Genomic DNA, 22,727 nt, shown 5'->3' on the forward strand with positions numbered 1-22,727 from the left:
GCTCATTGGATGATAACCTTTAGGGATAATGATGAGATCTCGTTAAGCACCTATAAAAATCCCCAAAATGGGTATTCCATTTTGGGGATAGATTGTCGTCATTTATGCGGCTGATTTAGGTGTCAATAGACCCTTGGCAACGAGAAGTTCAGCAATTTGTACTGCGTTTAGGGCAGCGCCCTTGCGCAAATTATCAGCAACCACCCAGAAAGATAAGCCGTTTTCAACGGTGATATCTTCGCGGATACGGCTAACAAAAGTATCATCTTCGCCTGCAGCTTCATGGGGTGTGACATAACCACCATCTTCGTGCTTATCAACTACCTGAACACCTGGAGCGTCACGCAATAATTCGCGGGCTTCTTCAGCGCTAATTGGCTTGTCAAATTCAACATTAACCGCTTCACCATGGCCAATAAAGACAGGAACACGCACAGCTGTTGCGGTCATCTTGATCTTTGGATCAAGCATCTTTTTGGTTTCGGCTACCATTTTCCATTCTTCCTTGGTGTAGCCATCTTCCATAAAGACATCAATATGAGGAATAACGTTAAAAGCAATGCGCTTGGTAAACTTTTTAACCGTGATTGGATCACCAACGAAAACGCCGCGTGCTTGTTCAAAAAGTTCGTCCATGCCTTCCTTACCTGCACCAGATACGGATTGGTAGGTGGATACAACAACGCGCTTGATGGTCGCTGCATCATGTAAAGGCTTTAACACGACTAAAAGCTGTGCAGTTGAGCAATTTGGATTGGCAATAATATTGCGCTTTTTAAAATCATTAATCGCATCGGGATTAACTTCAGGTACAATCAAAGGCACATCAGAATTATAACGCCATGCCGAGGAATTGTCGATAACGACACAGCCCTGTGCGGCAATCTTAGGTGACCATTCTTTTGAAATAGTACCACCAGCCGACATAAGGCAAATATCAGTATCGGAAAAATCATAATTATCAAGGGCGCGAACTTTAAGCGTTCTGTCACCATAGGAAACTTCTGTTCCTAAACTGCGTCTTGAAGCAAGAGGAATAATTTCATCTGCAGGAAAGCCGCGTTCTTCTAAGATGTTAAGCATTTCACGGCCAACATTGCCTGTCGCGCCTACAATTGCAACCTTATAACCCATTTTGTCACTCCTGTCCCTCTCCGCTTTTCACGAGAACCCGGCGGCCACACCAGGCTTTCTCCCCGGGCCTTGACCCGGGAGAGGGGCGAGTTGGCCAAGGGACATTAAACCGTTTTGGTTGTCGTTTTCTTGAGGCCAGATTTTAGAGTTGACGAGCGCGCAGCAAGGCTTACACCAAAATGGTGTGTAAATTGAGCCAAATTTTCCGATAACTTGCGCATTTTCGAAAACTCCTATGGGATTTGTTTTTAGCGTTTTTTTGCCATAAGTCAATTATCTATTCTGTTTCACTCAAAAAATATTGGTATGGGACAAGTAAAAGTAAAAATTTATGCGTCCAATACAAAAGCAAAATCCGCCCAATGACATATTGAGCGGATTTAAATATTGTAGGTAAAATTAATGGCGGAAATGACGCATACCAGTAAACACCATGGCAACATCATGTTCGTTAGCCGCGGCAATTACTTCATCATCGCGGATAGAGCCACCTGGTTGAATAACTGCGGTAGCACCTGCTTCAATCGCTGATAATAAACCATCAGCAAATGGGAAAAATGCGTCTGATGCAACAACAGAGCCTCTGGTTTGCGGCTCGCTCAAGCCTTGGGCATTGGCTGCATCGATGGCTTTTTGTGCAGCAATACGGGCGCTATCCACACGGCTCATTTGGCCAGCACCAATGCCGACGGTTGCACTATTTTTAGCATAAACTATGGCATTTGATTTTACATGTTTTGCAACACGGAAAGCAAATTTCATGTCATTTAATTCGCGCTCAGTTGGTTGGCGCTCAGTTACCACTTGTAAATCACAGGCATCAACAATGCCATTATCACGACTTTGCACCAAAAGGCCACCCGCGACACTGCGATAGGTAATGCCTGCAGCTTTAGGGTCAGGTAAACCACCGGCAATGAGCAAGCGCAAGTTTTTCTTGGCGGCGATGATTTCGCGCGCTGCTGGGGTTGCATCGGGTGCAATAATAACTTCGGTGAAGATTTTTACGATTTCTTCTGCAGCGTCTTCATCAAGAATGCGATTTAATGCCACAATGCCACCAAAGGCTGAAACAGGATCACAGGATAGGGCTTGTAAATAAGCGTCCTTTAAGCTTGTGCCTTGCGCTACACCGCAAGGATTAGCATGCTTGATAATTGCAACCGCGGCTTGTTTTTCTGGCGAAAATTCGGCAACTAATTCAAAGGCTGCATCGGTATCATTGATGTTATTATAAGAAAGCTGTTTGCCCTGCACAACTTGCGCTGTTGCAACACCAAAACGTTTTTCACCATTGACATAAAAGCCAGCTTGTTGATGTGGGTTTTCTCCATAGCGCATAACAGTGTGCAATTTACCTGCTGTTGCGCGCCAAGTTGGTGTATCAATTTCTAATGTTTTGGCAAACCAATTAGAAATAGCCGCATCGTAAGACGCAGTGCGAGCAAAAGCACGAGCCGCTAATTTGCGGCGAAACTCAAGGTTGAGGCTACCTTCATATTTATCAAGATTAGCAAGAACTTGGTCATAATCATCAGGATCAGTGACGATGGCGGTATAGGCATGGTTTTTAGCCGATGCCCTAATCATAGCAGGCCCGCCAATGTCGATATTTTCAACAATGGTGTCATTGTCAGCATCAGAGGCGACAACTTCTTCAAAAGGGTAAAGATTAACAACCACAAGATCAATACCAACAATGCCATGATCTTGCATAGCTTTGGCATGTTCTGGGTCGTCACGCACGGCTAATAATGCACCATGGACCGATGGATGCAAGGTCTTTACACGGCCATCCATAATTTCGGGAAAGCCAGTAATTTCTGACACATCGCGCACTTTCAAGCCTGCTTCACTAATTGCTTTGGCTGTGCCGCCTGTTGAAATAAGTTCAACCCCGTGAGCAGTGAGCTTAGTTGCAAAATCAATCAAACCGCGTTTATCAGAAACAGAAAGCAAAGCGCGGCGCACCCGATGTAAATCAGGAGCGGGAACATGTTTAGAAATGACAGCCATGAGAATTACCCTATTTGAAGATGGAGGGAAAGAATGGCTATGCCATAGCATAGACAAACAAAAATTCCTATAGTGACATTATGAATTCATTATAGGAATAACCCTGCTTTACGACTATTTGCTGTTGCCATAGAAAATACCTTGCGTTTGGTATAAATGAAGGACGCGTTTAGCTAATTGGGGGTCAGTTAAGTCATCCATAGTTATGTCTAATTTATTTTTTTGTGGATCATTAATAAGATCAACGAAAATTCGTTCACAAAATCGCTGGTCTGAAGTCATCATGTCTTGAAGCCTTTTAAGGGAACTATCGACAGGAAGCTTTGCCATTTTGATTAAGCAAAGCATGTTTGTAATATCTATTTTTTGTATTGAGAGTTCTTTGAATAGAGGGTCTTTTGTTATTTCGCCAAAAAATACAGTTAATTGTTCATCGCTAGCATTGGCAGGATTTTTTTGCAGCCAAAAACAAAATTACAAAGCAGGGCTAAAATGACAAATTTTAGCAGTAAATATTTTGGTTTATTTTTCAATTGTTTTTCTTTTTATACATTTTTAGCGTATTTTTTGCCTATTATACGAAATATGCCATATTATAAATTAAAAACCTTACATAATTTGATCAAAATATGTACGTATTTTATCAAATTATGGTATTTTCTATTTCAAAAAGCGAATGTTTCATTGTATTATGGCTAAGGATCTTGAAAACCTGCGTTAACACAAAGGAGTATTTAGGGTCAGGACCTATTAATTTTAACAAAATGGTATGAGGAAATTTTTGTGAGAATGAGGAGAAAAGCCGCTAGAAATATGAATATTTTCAAGGCTCTTTGACAAAGTTATGGCAAAAATTTACCATATCCTAAAAGGACACAAAAACAGCCGTAATCTACCGCGTCGTAAAGCTCAACTGTGTATACCACACACTTTTCGCCTTACTCCTCGTATATTTTTGCTGTTTATTGTGCCATTTCATTTAAATTAATGGGTCCTACCCCTAGGTAATGCCATGAGACGGGAATATTTTGATCCAATGCATGTTAAGATATATGCGTAAAATAAATATTTTATCGTTGAAACTTTAAGTGGATATTGTTTCGTTAGGTATTTTAATAATAGCATAAATATTCCTAAAATTCATGGATAAATTTTTTGTAATTTGCCAGTTCGTATATGGGAAAGCCTAAAGAACTGTAATATAAACAGCCAATAAAAGTTGTATTTAGATATTATGAAATAATTCTGGGGTAATCGCATTGCTCCATTGTCGTGAAAACACTTTAATCAATAAACTATGGGAGATAGAATATGATTGAGAAACGCCAATTTTATATTGATGGCAAATGGGTTAATCCAATTCAAAATAATGACTTAAGCGTTATTGATCCATCAAGCGAAGAAGCCTATGCGGTTATTTCTATTGGTGGTATAGAAGACACCAATAATGCTGTCGCAGCAGCTAAAAAGGCCTTTCCAACATGGTCGCAAACAACACCAGAGGAACGGCTTGATTATGTGGAACGTATTTTGGCTGTTTATAATCGCCGTATCAGTGAAATGGCTGAAGCTATTACCTATGAAATGGGTGCGCCAAGCGACATGGCTTTGTCTCAACAAGCAGAGGCTGGAAAATGCCATATTGAAGATTTTATTGCTGCTTTTAAAAAATTCAAATTTGTACGCCCCCTTAACGAAGAAAATGAGGGCGCACTTGTTTATGATGCCATTGGTGTCGTTGGTTTGATTACGCCGTGGAACTGGCCGATGAACCAAGTTACTTTGAAAGTCATACCGGCCCTTCTTGCTGGTTGTACCATGGTGCTTAAACCATCGGAAATTGCGCCAATGTCATCATTGCTCATGGCAGAATTCATTGATGAAGCTGGTGTTCCTGCAGGCGTTTTCAATTTGGTTAATGGTGATGGCGCTGGTGTTGGCACTTGTCTTTCTGGTCACCCTGATGTGGAAATGATTAGCTTTACCGGTTCAACTCGCGCTGGCAAGGCAATATCTGAAAATGCGGCTAAATCCTTAAAGCGGGTTGCACTTGAGCTTGGTGGTAAAGGTGCTAATATCATTTTTGCTGATGCAGATGAAGATGCGGTAAAGCGCGGTATTTTACATTGCTTTAATAATAGCGGTCAAAGCTGTAATGCGCCAACCCGTATGATGGTTGAACGTCCACTTTATGCAAAAGCAGTTGAATTTGCGAAAAGTTTTGGTGCAAGCGTTAAAGTTGGCAATCCAAAGGAAGCAGGCAATCATATTGGCCCTGTTGTGTCTAAAGCACAATTTGACAAGATTGAAGACCTTATTCAAGTTGGTATAGATGAAGGGGCAACTTTGCTCTGTGGCGGTGTTGGTCGTCCCGATCATTTGTCAAAAGGCTATTATGTGCGCCCCACTATTTTTGCTGATGTGCGTGATGATATGCGCATTTATCGCGAAGAAATTTTTGGCCCTGTTTTGTCAATTATGCCCTTTGATAGCGAGGAAGAAGCAATAAAACTTGCCAATGATACGGAATATGGTTTGACCAATTATATCCAATCACAAGACGCAGAAAAATGTCGCCGCGTTGCGCGTGTTTTGCGCTCTGGCATGGTGGCCGTCAATGGTAAGGGCTTGCCACGCCAATGCTTCTTTGGCGGTGTTAAAAGCTCCGGTCGCGCAAGAGAAGGTGGAATTTGGGGGATTGAAGAATTCCTTGATAGCAAAGCCGTCTCACAGTGGTAGTTTTATACATTGGTAGTCTTATAAAGCAAAAAGGCAGCGTCACCGCTGCCTTTTTTATGGGTTGTCGATTAAAAACCTTATCGTGGCAAAAGATTTTCGTCGCCTGCAAGATTAAGGTTAGGACCTATTAATTGAAATGAAATGGCACAATAAAAAGCAAAAATATACAAGGAGGAGAGCGAAAAGTGGGTGGTATACCCATTTGAACCTTACGATGCAGTAGATTACAGCTGTTTTTGTGTCCTTTCATGATACAAGTAAATTTTCGCGATAACTTTGTCGAAGACCCTTGAAAATATCCATATTTCCTGTGGATCTTCTCACCTTTAATCTTTGGGTTCTCACAAAAAATTCCTCAAACCATTTTGTTCAAATTAATAGGTCCTGACCCTAGGGGCAACACGCTAATGCAAGCAAAGGCGGATCGGTTTTAAAATCGCCATAGGCTCTTATTTTTAAGCACCGAATTTAAAAAATGTGCTTCTAGCAGGCTGCCTAATTTTAAAATTGGCGGTCTAGCAACCCATCATTTCTTTAAATAATCCAATTTTTGAGTTATCTTTCTTTTTAATCAATAGGATACTGCTTTTCAGATAACGCTTATTGAATCAATATTCGTACGACTAAAAAGAGAATTGCATTCTTATAATTAACCTGCGATCGAACTATGGTATTTTAATAGAGTATATCCTCTATTTGTTAAATGACGTTACATGAAAATCCATTTAACTATATGAGGTTATACCATTTAGTAATTTTAAAGAGGCAATTTATACATATTTTAAATTGAAATACATGATATAGAATGATAGTTAGCAATTTAGAATTTAATTCTGAGGGATATTTTTATGGCTTTAGGTTTGCAGTTTAAACGCTCAGTATCAATTTTTGCTTTAGCAACGACACTTGGAGCAACAGGGGTAATTCTACAATCAGTTTTAGCACCAGTTATGGCAGCAGACATAGAATATGGCGGTGTTAATGATATCAGTTTATTGCAAATTGACCCAATGGGAAATGGTTATAATTACCAAAGCCTTTATCCAAATGCCAATGCAACACAATCTGCCAATAAAATAACAGTTACGGGAAACACATCAAGCGTAAATGCAGTGAATGGCAAAGATGTTTGGAATACAGATGCTAGTGACGGCAAAATTGTTGTAGCACCCTATGTTGTTTATGGCGGTATTGATATTGGTGCTAATGGTACAAGCGGTGATAATGCAAATGGAGCGAGCGGGGCAAACGTCTCTGAAAATAGTGTTACGATAAAAGATATTCAATATGATTGGACAGGTCATAATGCAGTTAACAATAGCTCGGATAGAAGTTATGGCCCTTTTGGTGGTGGCAGCATAATAGGCGGTGTTAGCATTGGTGGCAATGGAGCATTCGGTGCGCTATCTGGAAATGGCGGCGCAGTAACCAAAAACTCTGTTGCTCTAACAAATGTAGACATTAGCGGCGGTATTGGCACCCAAGGCGGCGGCCTTGTACTTGGCGGATTGAGCATTGGTGGTTCAGCCTCTTCAGCTTTTAATGACCGAAATACTCACGCGAATGGTGGTCTTGTCGGTGAGAACCTTGTGACCCTTGCTCATGTTAGATTAACCGGTGCGGAGACAACAAGACCAACCTTTTCCCTCAGTGGTACCCAAGGAGGCTTCGGCGGTGGTTCAGTTATTGGCGGTGTGAGTATTGCAGGAACAGCCGGCGCAGGCGGCACAGTTCATGGCAATATTATTACCCTAACCGATGTCCAACTGATTGGCGCAAAAGGCGGTGATGGATTGCGTGGTTCTGGCGGCGGGGGCCACGGCGGCATTGGTGGCGGTTCAGTGTTTGGCGGCATTAGCTATGGTGGCACTGCAATTGGCGCGAGCTTTGGCGCTGGCGCTGGCGGTGAAGTGCGTGATAATCGCTTGCTAATCACCAATGCGACATTAACTGGAGCAGATGGCGGTCGTGGTAATAATGGTGGCGGCGGTGGTGGTGGTCACGGCGGTGCTGGTGGCGGCCTTATTGTTGGTGGTGCAAGTTTTGGTGGCTCTGGTATTGGCGATAATATTGGCGGAGGCAAAGGCGGTGCCGTCACCTCAAACCAGGTCGTATTAACCAATATTACATTGATAGGGGCAGATGGTGGCACTGGCTCTGATGCCACCGGTGGTGGTGGCCATGGTGGTATTGGTGGCGGTTCTGTCATTGGCGGATTAAGTGTTGGTGGATCTTCTGGCTATGATGATGGCTTGGATACAAATGGTACCGGTATAGGTGGCTTTGGTGGACTTGTTAGCCAAAACGAAGTTATTGTAAAAGATGTAACCTTGATAGGCGCTAAAGGCGGTTTGGGTGGTGAAGGTGAAATAGCTGGCCATGGCAGTCAAGGCGTTGATGGAGGTTCAATCTTTGGTGGATTGAGCATTGGTGGCACTGGCGGCTTTAGCAATGGTGGCAATGGTGGCGATGTTACTGGCAACAAGATTATTATTTCTGGCAAATCACTCATTTGGGGTAATGTCTATGGCGGTTATAGCATGGGAGGGGCAGCCGACCCGATAGAAGACAGCGGTATTGGTGGTGCGACAATCAATAATATTGTTACCCTTGAAGGAACCGACATAAAGATCGGCAATCGCGATGAGAATAATAATCTTACATCTTACGGTGCAATTTATGGTGGTTATAGTCTCAATGGTGATGGCAGCGTTAATAGCGCTTTTGATAAGGTTGCCGCTGGGAATACGTTAAATCTCAATGGTTATCGTGGCACACTATCAGGTATTTATAATTTTGAAAATTATAATTGGTTATTGCCAAGCAATGTCTTTAACGGCGACACAATGGTGACTATTGCAGAAAATGGTACACCAGTTGACCTTACAAATACAAAACATAGTATCGCTATGTATAATGATGGTTCGCGTTTAAATGTTGGTGATCGGGTAAATTTGATTGATAAAACCCAAGGATCATGGACAGCTTCTGGTCTCTATACAATTCAGCAAGGCAGCTTTATCATTTATGAAGCAAGCTTAGCCCAACAAGCTAATGATAATCATGCACTTGTGCTGACCATTAATGATAAAGCAGATTCAGCTTCTGGCAATTCTGGTGGCAGTAGTTCTAACGCTAATAATAACGCTTGGGGAGGAACTACAAGCACAGGGCAATCGGCCGCACGGCTTAATCCGCAGTCAAAATCCTATGCCGAAGGTCGCGCAGCTGCATTGGCATTTGCCAATCAAGGCAATGATCTAATAGGTTCAAGTATTAATATCATCCGTACACAAGCTTTTTCACAAGGGGCAGAAACGAAAAATGCATTAGTACCTTTCGTACTTATGAATGGTTCATCGCAGCGCTATGAAACCGGCAGCCATGCTGATATGAAGGGCTTTAATATGGCTCTTGGTTTAGCACTTGGCTTTGATTTTAATTGCGGCCATAAAGGAACAGTCGGTGCTTTCTTTGAATATGGACGTGGTACTTATGATACCTATAATAGCTTTACTAATTACGCTGCCGTTTATGGCGATGGTAACAGCAATTATAAGGGCGGCGGCATTTTGGGCCGTATTGATTTTGTGGGTAGTGGTCTTGGCAAAGTCAATACTATTGCGGCAGATCAAGCCGATGGGCTTTATGCTGAGGTATCATTGCGTGCTGGTCGCTCCACGAATAAGTTTGATGTGGGGCAGACCTTTGGCGGTCTTTCTTTCTTAAACGGTAATTATAGCGGTTCTTATGAGAGCAACTCAACCTATTATGGTGGACATTTAGCTGGCGGTTATGTGTTTAATTTTGATGAAAAACAATCGCTTGATGTATATGGTCGCTATTTATGGACACATATGGATAGCGATACAGTGACAATTGGCTATGAACGTTTGCATTTTGATAGTTCAAAAAGTTCACGCCTGCAAATTGGTGGTCGCTATGGCTATAACTATAATGACCAGTTGAAACCTTATATCGGTGCAACTTATGAGCATGAGTTTGATGGCGATATTTCAGCAAAGGCTTATGAGTTTAATTTGGATAAGCCATCATTAAAAGGTGATAGCGGTATTTTTGAAGCAGGTTTCAATGTGCAGCCAATATCAACTAATAAAGCACTAAGTATTGATGTTAATGGCCAAGGCTATGTCGGCGAGCGTCAAGGCGGCGGCGGCGGTGTAAAAGTTAAATATCAATTCTAACTATTTGAAATATTTTACATTGGCATAATCAATAATACAACGTGCCTCAATAAACAAAAGCCAGCACAGATTTATTTTGTGCTGGCTTTTATATCTAAAATGAAAAAAATAATGTCTTTGAAAAAAACGCTGTATTCAGCAATAATTCTTTAAGAGTAAAATTCTTCTTATTATTGTAATTCATCAAAAAAAATTATCAATATGTATCGAAATTATTACAAAATATGTTTTATATTGGTAAGTATTCTATAGTTTGCGCGATAAAAGCTGATGAAAAATTTATAATATTCTATGTTGTTAATATCAATTAAATCGTCGACTGTCGCAATAAAAAATGGTTTGAAATGAGATGTATTGCAATTGTAATGAAAGCATCATGATTGGAAACCAACGTGATGGTGCACGATCTGTATATAGAATTAACATTCTGGCACATTGACAGCAAGACCGCCTTGGCTTGTTTCCTTAAACTTCAAATTCATGTCTTCGCCGGTTTGGCGCATGGCTTCAATACAATTATCAAGTGGCATAAAATGGGTGCCATCACCGCGTAAGGCAAGCGATGCCGCCGCAACGGCTTTGGTTGCGCCTAGGCCATTGCGCTCAATACATGGCACTTGCACAAGACCTGCAACGGGGTCGCATGTCATGCCTAAATGATGCTCAAGCGCAATTTCGGCTGCATTTTCTATTTGCATTGGCGTACCGCCTAAAGCTGCGCAAAGACCTGCTGCCGCCATAGCTGATGCTGATCCAACTTCACCTTGACAGCCTGCCTCTGCACCAGAGATGGACGCGTTATGTTTGATCAGTCCACCAATTGCGGCGGCAGTTAGTAAGAAATCTGCAATTTTTTCCTTTGTCGCACCATGGCAATGGTCAAGATAATAACGCAAAACTGCCGGTACTACACCGGCTGCGCCATTGGTTGGAGCTGTTACCACACGGCCGCCTGCAGCATTTTCTTCATTAACCGCCATAGCATAAACAATTAACCAATCGGTGGCGGCGTGGGGCTGCATTAAATTGCTTTGTTTTTCAGCGATTAATTGCTGATAGATCCTTTTTGCGCGTCGCTTTACGCGTAAGCCACCCGGTAATTCGCCATCATGTTCAAGCCCGTTATCAATGCAATTATTCATAACCGCCCATAATTGGTCGATACCCTCATCAAAATCACTTAATGAGCGGCGGCAAAGTTCATTTTCGCGCTTCATTTGGGCAATAGATAGGCCACTCTCGCGTGCCATGGTTAGCATTTCTAAAGCATTTTCAAAGGGGTAAGGGAATACCGTGGCATCGCTATTACGCTCAATATTATGCTTTTGGTCTTCTAATTGCGCGGCAGTTAATACAAAGCCCCCACCGATTGAATAATAGGTTTCTTGTAAAAGTTCGGTGCATTTCTCATCAAAAACTCGGAATATAATGCCATTAGCATGGCCGGGCAAAGGCGGGCCATAATCAAAAATAATATCTTTTTGCGGATCAAATCGCATTTTGGGCAGCCCAAGCGGTCTTATCTGCTTTTGTTGTTCCAATGCTAAAAGCTCGGCTTCGGCTTGGTTAGAATCTAGTGTTGCAGGTAAAAAGCCTAATAATCCTAAAGCAATTGCTCGGTCGCTAGCATGTCCTTTACCGGTAAAGGCGAGTGATCCATAAAGCGTTGCGCTAATTGCATGAATTTCGTTGTTTTTACGATAGTTTCTTAAATAATCTAAAAAAAGGGAAGCCGCACTCATTGGTCCCATTGTATGGGATGATGATGGACCAATGCCAATTTTAAAAATTTCAAAAATACTCAAAAACATTAGCAGCCTCGTTAAATAAATGTGAAACCGCATTTAAGCTATAAAACTTCACCTATCAATCTTGATAATATCATGACAGTTTAGAGTTTTTCAAGCTTTGTTAAAAGCAACTTGCTGTTTATTGAGTTTGTTTTTTAAACCAAAAGTGCTTGTTCTTAAGATTGGGGGGGTAATTTTATTGCATTTTCAGCATAAATTAAGTGAGCTTTTGGTTCAGATAATTCGTTAAATTAACCAGATTTCGATGGGGTATTATTGAAATCAAAATAAAAAAGCGCTTGCAGAATTAATATGCAAACGCTTTTTATATATTTAAATAGTAAAAATCATTTATAATCTATTGAAATTAGGCAGCCTTGGCTTCAGCTTTTAAAACTTCCAAAATATTCTGTGGTGATGATGCGCCATAAGGATCGCTATCACAATTGTCGCTCAAGCCTTCTTCTTCAAACCATTGCTCAATAGTGCCATTATTAATAACGGCGGCATAACGCCATGAGCGTAGGCCAAAGCCTACATTATCTTTACGCACCAACATGCCCATTCTACGGGTAAACTCACCAGAGCCATCTGGAATAAGCTTAATGTTCTGAACACCTTGCTGCTTGCCCCATGCATTCATAACAAAAGCATCATTAACCGATAAGCAATAAATGTCATCAATGCCTAGAGCTTGAAATTCTGGAAAAAGTTTTTCAAAGTCTGGTAGCTGAAATGTTGAACAGGTAGGCGTAAATGCACCTGGCAATGAGAAAAGAATAACCCGCTTATTGGCAAAATAATCAGCTGATGTCACATCTTCCCAACGGTAAGGGTTTGAGCCCCCGATTGATTCATCACGAATACGCGTGCGGAATGTAACATCAGGAACTTTTCTACCGATCATCATATTAAATTACTCCTAAAAATGAACAAATAAAACAGCCTTACCTGCATAGCAGAAAGGAACATAGTCATGATAAGGCTATTTGGAAAAGGTAATTCTAATGTTGGTGACAGTAACGAATTTTTTGAAAATAGTCAAAGGATTTTAGCATCTTTAGAATAAATTTAAATCGTAGAAACCATTAAGAAAATGCCAATAAACTGGGGTTATTGCGCTAATAAGAAAAACATATGGCGATGCTTTATGGTGTAGATTACATTTGTCTTACAAATAAGTTATTTGCTCGTTTTTTATTTAAAATGAGAGGTCTCACTCTAGGCTTATAGCTTCGCATTTCTTTTAAAATAGAAATATGATTTTTAATATAAGCTTACCGAAATAACCGCGAAAAAAGCTAAACATCTTGATAAAAGGGCTAAAAATTTTTGCTTTTAAAGATCTATCTTGGTGTTTTTTCAAGCTTCGGTTATTATGGTATTAGATTAAATTTTAAAAACTGGATAATTTTATGATAAAGCATATTAAAACAGAGCCATTTTCTGATCAGAACCCCGGCACATCAGGGCTTCGCAAGAAGGTCAGCGTGTTCCAAAGTAAAAATTATGCAGAAAATTTTATCCAGTCAATTTTTGACTGTGTGGGCGAGAAAGCCGGAGCCTTGCTCATTGTTGGCGGAGACGGGCGCTATTATAATCGCGAAGTTATCCAAAAGTTGATTAAAATGGCTGCTGCTAATGGTTTTGAAAAGTTGATGATTGGCCGTGGCGGCATTTTATCAACACCAGCAGCGTCCCATCTTATTCGTAAGTTTAAGGCGCTTGGCGGTATTATTTTGTCAGCTAGCCATAATATGGGTGGTCCAAATGGTGATTTTGGCATTAAATATAATATTGCCAATGGTGGGCCAGCGCCTGAAAAAGTCACCAATGCTATTTTTGCTCGCTCAAAAGTTATTGATGAATATCTGATTGAAGAAAGCGAAGATATCGACCTTGATGTTACTGGGCATTATCTTATTGGTGATATGGTGGTTGAAATCATTGATCCAGTTAAGGATTATGCAGATCTTATGGAAGAACTCTTTGACTTTAATTTGATTAAAGCCAAAGTTAGCGAAGGGCTAACCATTCGCTTTGATGCTATGCATGCGGTTACCGGTCCTTATGGTCTTGAAATTTTTGAAAACCGCTTAGGCTTTGCCAAAGGCAGTGTAGTTAATGCCGTGCCGCTGCCTGATTTTGGCGGCCATCATCCCGATCCCAATCTTGTACATGCCCATGATCTTTATGAATTAATGCTTTCACCGCAAGCGCCAGATATTGGCGCAGCATCTGATGGTGATGGCGACCGCAATCTTATTATTGGCCGCGATATATTTATAACGCCATCTGATTCTTTGGCTGTTATTGCTGCAAATGCCAATCTTGTAAAAGCCTATAAGGATAAGGTAACAGGCATTGCACGCTCCATGCCAACCAGCGAAGCGGCTGATCGTGTTGCGGAAAATCTTAAAATTAATATGTTTGAAACGCCGACAGGATGGAAATTTTTTGGTAATCTGCTCGATGCTGATAAGGTGACTTTTTGCGGTGAAGAAAGCTTTGGCACAGGCTCAAATCATGTGCGTGAAAAAGATGGTCTATGGGCGGTGTTATTCTGGCTTAATATTCTTGCAGCAAGTCAAAAAAGCGTCAAGGATATAATCAATGCTCATTGGTCGCGTTTTGGTCGCAATTATTATTCGCGCCATGATTATGAGGAAGTGGATACAAAAGCTGCTCAAGACCTCATGGATACGTTGCGCAATAGTCTTCCCGCGATCATTGGTAAAGAGTTTGATGGCCTAACTATTAGTAAGGCAGATGACTTTTCCTATCATGATACAATTGATGGCTCAGTGAGTGCTCATCAAGGTATTCGTATTTTCTTTGATGGCGGTGCACGTATTGTGTTTCGTTTATCGGGTACAGGTACACAAGGAGCAACTTTGCGCCTTTATATGGAGCATTATGAGCGTGATCCACAAAACCACAATCTTGATACGCAAGTCGCATTGGCAAGGCTTATCACCATTGCTAATCAGCTTACCGATTTGCAAACCAAGCTTGGCCGCGATAAGCCAAGTGTTATTACTTAATCAAACGTTAAAGTGTTGTTAGGTAATAAAGCCTTGGCTGTTTAATAAAGTTAATTAGAATAAAATGATGTAAAAATTTAAGCTTTTCAATAGCATAAATAGTCAAAGTTTCTGCTGCGTCATAAATAGCGCAGCAGAGAAATATTATGACCAAAGTCTTTAAATATTCAAGTTTAAACCTGTGGGAATTAGTAAAGGTAATCATAATTTTGTTATGGATACGTTATTTTGCGATAAAATTTTTGCCATTTGCTTGAAGAAAAGTTAAAGCTGTGCCATAGGCTCAAGATAATATTGCATTTTAAAATACAGGAACTTGTCAATGACCATAAATGGTATTGCGACAAATGAAAGAGTTGGGGCAAACAAGAACGTGACGACAACAGAAAATCAAAATAAGACTAAGGGCTTGTTGAGTGGAAAACGCGGCTTAGTATTTGGTCTTGCAAATAACCGCTCAATTGCTTGGGGTATTGCCAAGGCTGCTCATGATGCAGGTGCCGAGCTCGCTTTCACCTATCAAGGTGATGCTATGAAAAAGCGGGTTGAGCCGCTTGCAAAAGAGTTAGGCGCATTGGTGTGCGGTAATTGTGATGTTTCCGATCCTGCTACCATTGATGCCGTTTTTGACGTCATTGCTGAAAAATGGGGCAAAATTGATTTTGTTATCCATGCTATTGGCTTTTCAGATAAGGACGAGCTTACTGGCCGTTATGTTGATACTAGCGAAGCAAATTTTGCTATGACCATGAATATTTCGGTTTACTCGCTAACGGCTATTGCCCAGCGTGCAGAAAAATTGATGAATGATGGTGGTTCAATTATAACACTTACCTATTATGGTGCTGAAAAAGTTATGCCTAACTATAATGTTATGGGCGTTGCAAAAGCTGCACTTGAAGCAAGTGTGAAATATTTGGCTGTTGATCTTGGTCCTAAAAATATTCGCGTAAATGCGATTTCTGCAGGCCCTATCAAAACCCTTGCTGCATCAGGTATTGGTGATTTCCGCTATATCTTGAAATGGAACGAGTATAATTCGCCATTGCGCCGTACAGTCACTATTGAAGAAGTGGGCGATGTTGGTGTCTATTTCATTTCTGACCTGTCGCGTTCGGTAACCGGTGAAGTTCACCACGCAGATTCTGGATATCATGTCATTGGTATGAAAGCCGTTGATGCACCAGATATTTCAGTCATCAAAGACTAAAATTTTAAATTTCCTCTATACTGCATGCGCCTTAGTCTATAAAGTCGCATGCAGAGCTATAAAGAGGAGATTTTTAGCCATGCTTATCTATTTTTCACGACACGGACAAACTGACTGGAATGTGTCGGGCCGTATTCAAGGGCAAGTAGATCAGCCGATCAACGATATAGGTCGCGCACAAGCCAAGGGCAATGGTAAAAAACTCTATAATCTTATTGGTGATGGTGAAGGATTTGATTTTGTTGCAAGTCCGCTTGGTCGCACGCGTGAGACTATGGAGCTTATCCGCAGCGCGATGGGGATTGATCCTAAAGCCTACCGCCTTGATGATCTATTGATGGAACTTAATTTTGGTGACTGGCAAGGTTTTACGGAAAGCGAAATTGGGGTTGAACATTCAGAACTTTTAGCTGCCCGAGCCAAAGATAAATGGAATTTTTTACCCCCCGGTCAACACGCAGAAAGCTATGCTATGCTGCGCAACCGTATTGAACAATTTATGTCCAATGTGCGTGATAAAAGCGTTGTGGTAACCCATGGTGGCTGTATTCGCTCGCTATTTAATATTTATGGCGGTTTAAGTGAAAAAGAGGCGTCCAATGATTCTGTACCGCAAGACCATATTTTACGCTTTGAAGATGGTAAACTTGATTGGGTATAATGCTCGAATATCAAGACAAGTTTATATCGGTTAAGGTTTTTAAAAACCTTTTGCATTTTATCGCAAAGATTACGCTGGTAAACTGCGCATCGTCTTGCAAAACAATGCACTAAAAGCTAAATGTGCAGGATAAGAATTTTTTCATGGATAAATACTATCTTATTTTAATAAAGATAGTTGTTCCTTTGGTTGGTAATATTTATCAATAATTGCTTATTTGATTGGAATTTTTGGGATGACGAAACGCCTTCTCGCCTTATCACTCGTAACCGCCTTTTGTGGGTTGGCTTTAGCAGGTTGTGGTCGTAAAGGGCCGCTGGAACCACCGCCATCTTCAATAATTGAAAATGCTAATGGTGAAAAAGTACAAAAGCCAAGGGAAGATAAGCCTTTTATTCTTGATGGTTTGATTAAGTAGTCGGATTTTAAGCGTGGATTATTTCAAATATAAAGACGGTAAGCTTCATGCTGAAGATTTGCCACTGGAAACGATTGCTGCCAAGGTTGGCACGCCATTTTATTGCTATTCGGCTAATAGTCTGCGTAAAAATTATCGCGATTATGTAAAGAGTTTTGCTGGCTGCAATGCGTTAATAGCCTTTGCTTTAAAAGCCAACTCCAATCAGGCAATTTTAAAATTGCTTGCCAATGAAGGGGCAGGGGCTGATGTTGTTTCCCAAGGCGAGTTACGCCGAGCATTGGCGGCTGGTATTATCCCGCAAAAAATTGTTTATTCTGGCGTTGGTAAAACCATTGAAGAAATGGATTATGCGCTATCGCAAGGCATTTATTGCTTTAATGTCGAGTCTGAACCAGAGCTTATACAGCTATCGCAGCGCGCGACTGCCATGGGTAAGGTTGCTCCTGTTTCAATTCGTATCAATCCCGATGTTGATGCAAAAACCCATAAGAAAATTTCGACTGGTAAATCAGAAAATAAATTTGGTATTCCGCTAAAAAATGCGCGTGAAACTTATAATATGGCATCAAGCCTACAAGGCTTAGTCATTCGCGGTGTTGATGTGCATATTGGCAGCCAGATTTGTGATCTTGAACCTTTTGATAGTGCCTTTGCAATTACTGCCGATCTTGTTCGCCAGTTAAAAAATGATGGTCATGATTTACATCATGTTGATGTTGGCGGTGGTCTTGGCATTTCTTATCGTTTTGATAATGATCCACCACCATCAACCGATGATTATGCGACTATTGTAAAAAAACATATTGCGCCACTTGGCGTAAAAATTATTTGCGAACCCGGTCGCCATATTGCCGGCAATGCTGGTATGTTAGTAACTTCGGTTATTTATTTAAAAGAAGGCGATGGTCGCAATTTTCTCATTGTTGACGGCGCAATGAATGATCTTATTCGTCCAACACTTTATGATGCATGGCATATGATTATGCCAGTTAATCAACCAAAGCCAAGCGATGAATTTATTCGTGCTGATATTGTTGGACCCGTTTGTGAAACCGGCGATTATTTAGGGCTTGATCGTATTGTACCAAAATTAGGCCCTCATGATCTTTTGGCGGTTGCAGGTGCTGGTGCTTATGGCGCCGCGATGTCTAGCACATATAATACTAGACTCTTGGTGCCAGAAGTTTTGGTGAATGACAATGAATTTGCGATTATTCGTCGTCGTCCTACTTATGAAGAATTGCTAGCGCTTGATAACGTGCCTGATTATTTAAATATTTAAAAATCGTCTTTTGACCATCGAACTTCTTATTCATATAAAGCCCACCATTTGGCACTGAAATTTTACAACGTGGTAGGTGAAATATATGTGCTATAGTAAAACCTATTCAATTTGACGCGTTGAAATGGGTTTTGTGTTCGGTCAAGATAGTATTAATTTGCGATGATTGTGTCGTAGAGCCTCAAAGATATTGATGTTTTGAGGCTTTTCTATTCGTTTTTCAAATTAGTTTTCGCAAATTTTGATTCATTAATCAGCTTGACCATCACAAAAGCCTTGATAGTAGTATTATGGGAGGAGATAGTCATGACTAAGACAACTTATGCGGCGCCTCATGGCGGTGTTGCACCACAAAGCCAATTATTAACCGGACGCGCAGTTTTTAAAGACGCCTATGCCTTTATACCAAAAGGTGTAATGTGCGATACTGTCATCAGCTTGTTACCATTTTGGGAAAATACCCGCTGCTGGATTATTTCGCGGCCAATGAGTGGCTTTTCAGAGACGTTTTCCCATTATATAATGGAAGTTGGACCAAATGGTGGTAGTGAGCGGCCAGAGCTTGATAGCCGTGCGCAAAGCGCCTTATTTTGCCTTGAGGGCGCTTTTACCATTATCGCTGATGGTCAAGAATATAAAATGCGTGAAGGTAGTTTTGCTTATATTCCGGCGGGTACAAAATGGCAGCTAAAAAATGAGAACGACCAAGCGGCTCGTTTTAATTGGATACGCAAATTTTATATTGCGGTTGAAGGAATTGAAAAACCGCCGATTTTAATTATTAATGAACAGAATATAACTCCCGATGCTATGCCTAATGCCAATGGTACTTGGGCAACGACCCGCTTTGTTGATGTGAATGATATGCGCCATGACATGCATATTACCATTGTAACCTTACAGCCGGGCGCAGTGATACCCTTCTTGGAAACCCATATTATGGAACACGGGCTTTATGTGTTGCAGGGTAAAGGCGTTTATAGATTAAATGAAGATTGGGTGGAGGTAGAGGCTGGCGATTATATGTGGCTACGTGCTTTTTGCCCGCAAGCTTGCTATGCTGGCGGTTCACAGCCATTTCGCTATTTGCTTTATAAAGATGTTAATCGCCATCCTTATCTTGGTGCATCGGCTTTTCCGCGTATATAAATACCAAAACCCTTTGCAAGTGGGTGAATTTATCCACTTGCAAGCGTGTTTTTCATTCACTTAATGAATAAGAGGACGGCCGATAGACACATATTCAATTTCAATATCTTGAATGTCTTCGCTTTTATAAATATTGCGCATATCAATTAAAACATTACCAGTCATTAGCTGTAATATTTGCTTAAGGTCTAAAGCGCGATATTCGTTCCATTCGGTCAAAATAACGGCAATGCCGCAATCCTTCGCTGCTTCATAAGGCGATTGGCACCATTCAACATTTGCAAGCTTATCTTTTGCCTGATCCATAGCTTCAGGGTCGTGGGCTTTAATCAAAAGACCTGCCTTTTGTAATAGCGGAATAATATCAAGGGCAGGGGCTTCACGTATATCATCCGTGTTTGGTTTAAAGGCCACGCCCAAAATAGCAATTTTAGTTACGTTGTTTTTTTGGGCTATGTCAATGATACGCTCAGCCATTTGGGCTTTTCGTTGTTCATTTATGTCAATGACCGTTTCAATAAGTTTTTGCGGTGCATTATAACGTTTACCAGTTGCGGCAAAGGCACGAGTATCTTTAGGAAAACATGAGCCGCCAAAACCTGGGCCTGCATGTAAGAATTTGGAACCGATGCGTTTATCCATACCCATGGCACTAGCCACATCTTGAATATTGCCACCTGTCTTTTCACATAGATCAGCAAGTTGGTTGGCAAAGGTTACTTTCATCGCTAAAAACGCATTGGCTGCATATTTTATAAGCTCGGCATTTTCAAGAGATGTGAATACTACCGGTGTTTCACGTAAAGATAATGGGCGGTAAATACGGCGCATAGCTTCACGTCCATTTTCATCAAGAACACCAACCACGACACGGTCAGGGTGTAAAAAGTCTTCAATAGCAGAGCCTTCGCGCAAAAATTCAGGATTGGATACCATTGAAAATTCAATATTGGGACGCTGCTTTTTCATGCGTTCATAAATAATACGATTGGTACCAACAACAACGGTTGACTTGATAACAATAACAGCGCCTTTTTTCATGTATTGAGCAATTTCGTCTGAGGCGGCTTCAATATATTGTAAATCAGCCTCACCATCGCCACGCCGTGATGGTGTACCAACTGCAATGAAAACAACATCAGCATCTTTTACATGATGGGCTAAATCGGTTGAGAATGTTAAGCGTCCAGCATTGACATTACGTTCAAGAATTTCTTTAAGGCCGGGTTCAAAAATTGGAATTTCACCCTTTTTAAGTCGCGCTATAATCGCTTCATTCTTATCAATGCAGGTAACATTAAAGCCAAATTCGGCAAAACAAACACCAGAAACAAGTCCGACATAACCTGTGCCTATCATAACAATTTTCATAAAATTACCTTATAATCTTCTTTGTTTTGGTATCATGCAAAAACAAAATGCATGTTATTTTGTGTTGATGCCATTCTTATACAATGTCAAAAATCTCACATCAACAAATCTTTGGTTATTATAATCAAGTGTTGGTTAAAAAGCCTTTTAAACCATTTGCAAATTATGTAAAATTTTAGGGGTGGAAGAATAATCAATGGTATTGTAATCGCTTGCTTTGCAGTTTTGTGTGCTACTGCCTGATAAGCTTATAAAATAGCCGATAATGATTACGCAAATAGCTGTGTAAGATCGAATAGATTTTTTTATACTACTGCCAAAAGCAATGATATATTTTCGTGAAGGCTTTTTGATGGTATTTCAATGTAAATGAAATAACACTTTATTGTTGGGGGATGAAATTATTGGTTTGAAAGCAAGGTACAAGGCTTTCAGCAAAAATATCAACGCAATGCTCCCAAGTGAAGTTACCTAAGGCGCGTTCAGGATCCATTTTACCCATATTAAGTGCTTGCAAGGCAGCTTGTTGCAAATTTTCAGATAATACCCCAGCTTTTGTGCCTTTTACCACGTCAAGGGCGCCAGAAACTGGAAAGGCGGCAACGGGTAAGCCGCTTGCAATGGCTTCCAGCAATACAAGACCAAATGTATCGGTGCGCGATGGAAAAACAAAAACATCAGAACCGGCATAATAACGAGCAAGATCTTTGCCATGCTTCTTACCAACAAAGACCGCATCTTGATATTTGGCTCTAAGGTTTGAGAGCGCTGGGCCATCGCCAACAATTAATTTTGTGCCGGGTAAATCAAGCGACAAAAAAGCCTCCAAATTTTTTTCAACTGAAACTCGACCAACATTTAAAAAAATAGGTTTTGGTAAGCCAAGGTCTATTTCCGGCATTGGGTGATATAGTGCGCGATCAACACCGCGAGACCATATTTTAAGATTGCTAAAACCGCGCTTAGCCAAAATATCATAAATGGAACGGGTGGGTACCAGTGTTAGGGCGGCCTTGTTATGGAAGCGCCGCATCATAGCATAGGTAAGTGATAAGGGGACAGGAAATCTTTCAGCCACATATTCAGGAAAGCGGGTATGAAAACTCGTGGTAAATTTCCACCCATTCCAAAGGCAAATGAAACGAGCAAGTAAACCCAATGGCCCTTCAGTAGCAATATGGATGGCATCGGCATCCATGGCCTTTAAACGGCGAGATAAACCAATAGGTGAGGGCAGCGCTAAACGTATTTCAGAATAGGTTGGACAAGACATAGAATAATAGTCAGAAGGAGCGATTATTTCGGTAACTATTCCTTTTTGAGAAAGACCAGAAATAACATTTTCAAGAGTGCGAACAACGCCATTTACCTGTGGCAACCATGCATCTGTAACCAATGCTAATTTCATGTTACCGCCTTATTTAGAAAATTAGCATTTCGCCAATTTTGCGCATTTAAAAATAAAGAAAATTAATATGTTAAAAACATATTAAATATGGGTTTGCATGGTTAGAACCATATTACCCTAGTAAATCTTTTTACTGTCACCATTGATATTACCTATGCATCAAAAGGGTAGATTTGATTTTTTTAAAATCAAATAGGCTCATTGTATAATACTTAAAATGGCAGATTTACTTGACATAAGCCTTACAGTTTCATGATGTTTTTATGACATTTGGTTTAAGGTTTTTATTATGTGCTT

The 22,727-nt window shown here is 40.7% G+C and carries 15 protein-coding genes; 8 read left to right on the forward strand and 7 right to left on the reverse strand.

The window, feature by feature from the left end:
• Window positions 1-102: 102 nt before the first annotated feature.
• The 3 genes from N6B01_RS01330 to N6B01_RS01340 form a co-directional block, all read right to left on the reverse strand.
• Window positions 103-1,134, reverse strand: a complete 1,032-nt coding sequence (locus tag N6B01_RS01330; RefSeq protein ID WP_262079554.1) for an aspartate-semialdehyde dehydrogenase — start codon at window positions 1,132-1,134, stop codon at window positions 103-105.
• A gap of 399 nt (window positions 1,135-1,533) precedes the next feature.
• Window positions 1,534-3,150, reverse strand: coding sequence for a bifunctional phosphoribosylaminoimidazolecarboxamide formyltransferase/IMP cyclohydrolase (gene purH, locus N6B01_RS01335; RefSeq protein WP_182418557.1), 1,617 nt, complete (start codon window positions 3,148-3,150; stop codon window positions 1,534-1,536).
• A 114-nt stretch (window positions 3,151-3,264) separates the two neighbouring features.
• Window positions 3,265-3,435, reverse strand: coding sequence for a hypothetical protein (locus tag N6B01_RS01340; RefSeq protein WP_262079555.1), 171 nt, complete (start codon window positions 3,433-3,435; stop codon window positions 3,265-3,267).
• A gap of 1,026 nt (window positions 3,436-4,461) precedes the next feature.
• Between N6B01_RS01340 and N6B01_RS01345 the strand changes: the two genes are divergently transcribed.
• On the forward strand, window positions 4,462-5,889 hold the full coding sequence (locus tag N6B01_RS01345) for an aldehyde dehydrogenase family protein (RefSeq protein WP_262079556.1): 1,428 nt from the start codon (window positions 4,462-4,464) through the stop codon (window positions 5,887-5,889).
• A gap of 848 nt (window positions 5,890-6,737) precedes the next feature.
• The gene (locus tag N6B01_RS01350) at window positions 6,738-10,094 is read left to right on the forward strand and encodes an autotransporter outer membrane beta-barrel domain-containing protein (protein ID WP_262079558.1); all 3,357 of its coding nucleotides are present in this window, start codon (window positions 6,738-6,740) and stop codon (window positions 10,092-10,094) included.
• Window positions 10,095-10,513: 419 nt separating this feature from the next.
• Here N6B01_RS01350 and N6B01_RS01355 read toward each other — a convergent pair whose 3' ends face one another.
• A complete protein-coding gene (locus tag N6B01_RS01355; protein WP_262079560.1) occupies window positions 10,514-11,905 on the reverse strand; it encodes an L-serine ammonia-lyase in 1,392 nt (463 codons plus the stop codon).
• A 346-nt stretch (window positions 11,906-12,251) separates the two neighbouring features.
• Window positions 12,252-12,791: a peroxiredoxin gene (locus tag N6B01_RS01360; RefSeq protein ID WP_182419590.1), complete on the reverse strand. Its 540-nt coding sequence runs from the start codon at window positions 12,789-12,791 to the stop codon at window positions 12,252-12,254.
• A gap of 508 nt (window positions 12,792-13,299) precedes the next feature.
• Here N6B01_RS01360 and N6B01_RS01365 point away from each other — a divergent pair.
• From N6B01_RS01365 to N6B01_RS01390, 6 genes are all read left to right on the forward strand, one after another.
• The gene (locus N6B01_RS01365) at window positions 13,300-14,928 is read left to right on the forward strand and encodes an alpha-D-glucose phosphate-specific phosphoglucomutase (protein ID WP_262079562.1); all 1,629 of its coding nucleotides are present in this window, start codon (window positions 13,300-13,302) and stop codon (window positions 14,926-14,928) included.
• 322 nt (window positions 14,929-15,250) lie between these two features.
• Window positions 15,251-16,138: an enoyl-ACP reductase FabI gene (fabI, locus tag N6B01_RS01370; RefSeq protein ID WP_182418563.1), complete on the forward strand. Its 888-nt coding sequence runs from the start codon at window positions 15,251-15,253 to the stop codon at window positions 16,136-16,138.
• A 79-nt stretch (window positions 16,139-16,217) separates the two neighbouring features.
• A complete protein-coding gene (locus tag N6B01_RS01375; protein ID WP_262079564.1) occupies window positions 16,218-16,799 on the forward strand; it encodes a histidine phosphatase family protein in 582 nt (193 codons plus the stop codon).
• Window positions 16,800-17,034: 235 nt separating this feature from the next.
• Complete coding sequence (gene lptM / locus N6B01_RS01380) at window positions 17,035-17,217, forward strand: LPS translocon maturation chaperone LptM (protein ID WP_182418565.1); 183 nt, start codon at window positions 17,035-17,037, stop codon at window positions 17,215-17,217.
• Window positions 17,218-17,230: 13 nt separating this feature from the next.
• The gene (gene lysA / locus N6B01_RS01385) at window positions 17,231-18,502 is read left to right on the forward strand and encodes a diaminopimelate decarboxylase (RefSeq protein ID WP_262079567.1); all 1,272 of its coding nucleotides are present in this window, start codon (window positions 17,231-17,233) and stop codon (window positions 18,500-18,502) included.
• A gap of 306 nt (window positions 18,503-18,808) precedes the next feature.
• Window positions 18,809-19,651: a bifunctional allantoicase/(S)-ureidoglycine aminohydrolase gene (locus N6B01_RS01390; RefSeq protein ID WP_262079569.1), complete on the forward strand. Its 843-nt coding sequence runs from the start codon at window positions 18,809-18,811 to the stop codon at window positions 19,649-19,651.
• A gap of 60 nt (window positions 19,652-19,711) precedes the next feature.
• On the opposite strand, the gene N6B01_RS01395 is transcribed toward N6B01_RS01390, so the two are convergent.
• Window positions 19,712-21,022, reverse strand: a complete 1,311-nt coding sequence (locus tag N6B01_RS01395) for a UDP-glucose dehydrogenase family protein (protein ID WP_262079571.1) — start codon at window positions 21,020-21,022, stop codon at window positions 19,712-19,714.
• Between the two features lie 382 nt (window positions 21,023-21,404).
• Entirely contained in the window at window positions 21,405-22,430 is a 1,026-nt protein-coding gene (locus tag N6B01_RS01400) for a glycosyltransferase family 4 protein (protein WP_262079573.1), read from the reverse strand.
• Window positions 22,431-22,727 lie beyond the last annotated feature (297 nt).

The sequence above is a fragment of the Bartonella sp. HY406 genome (assembly GCF_025449315.1).
Classification (GTDB): domain Bacteria; phylum Pseudomonadota; class Alphaproteobacteria; order Rhizobiales; family Rhizobiaceae; genus HY038.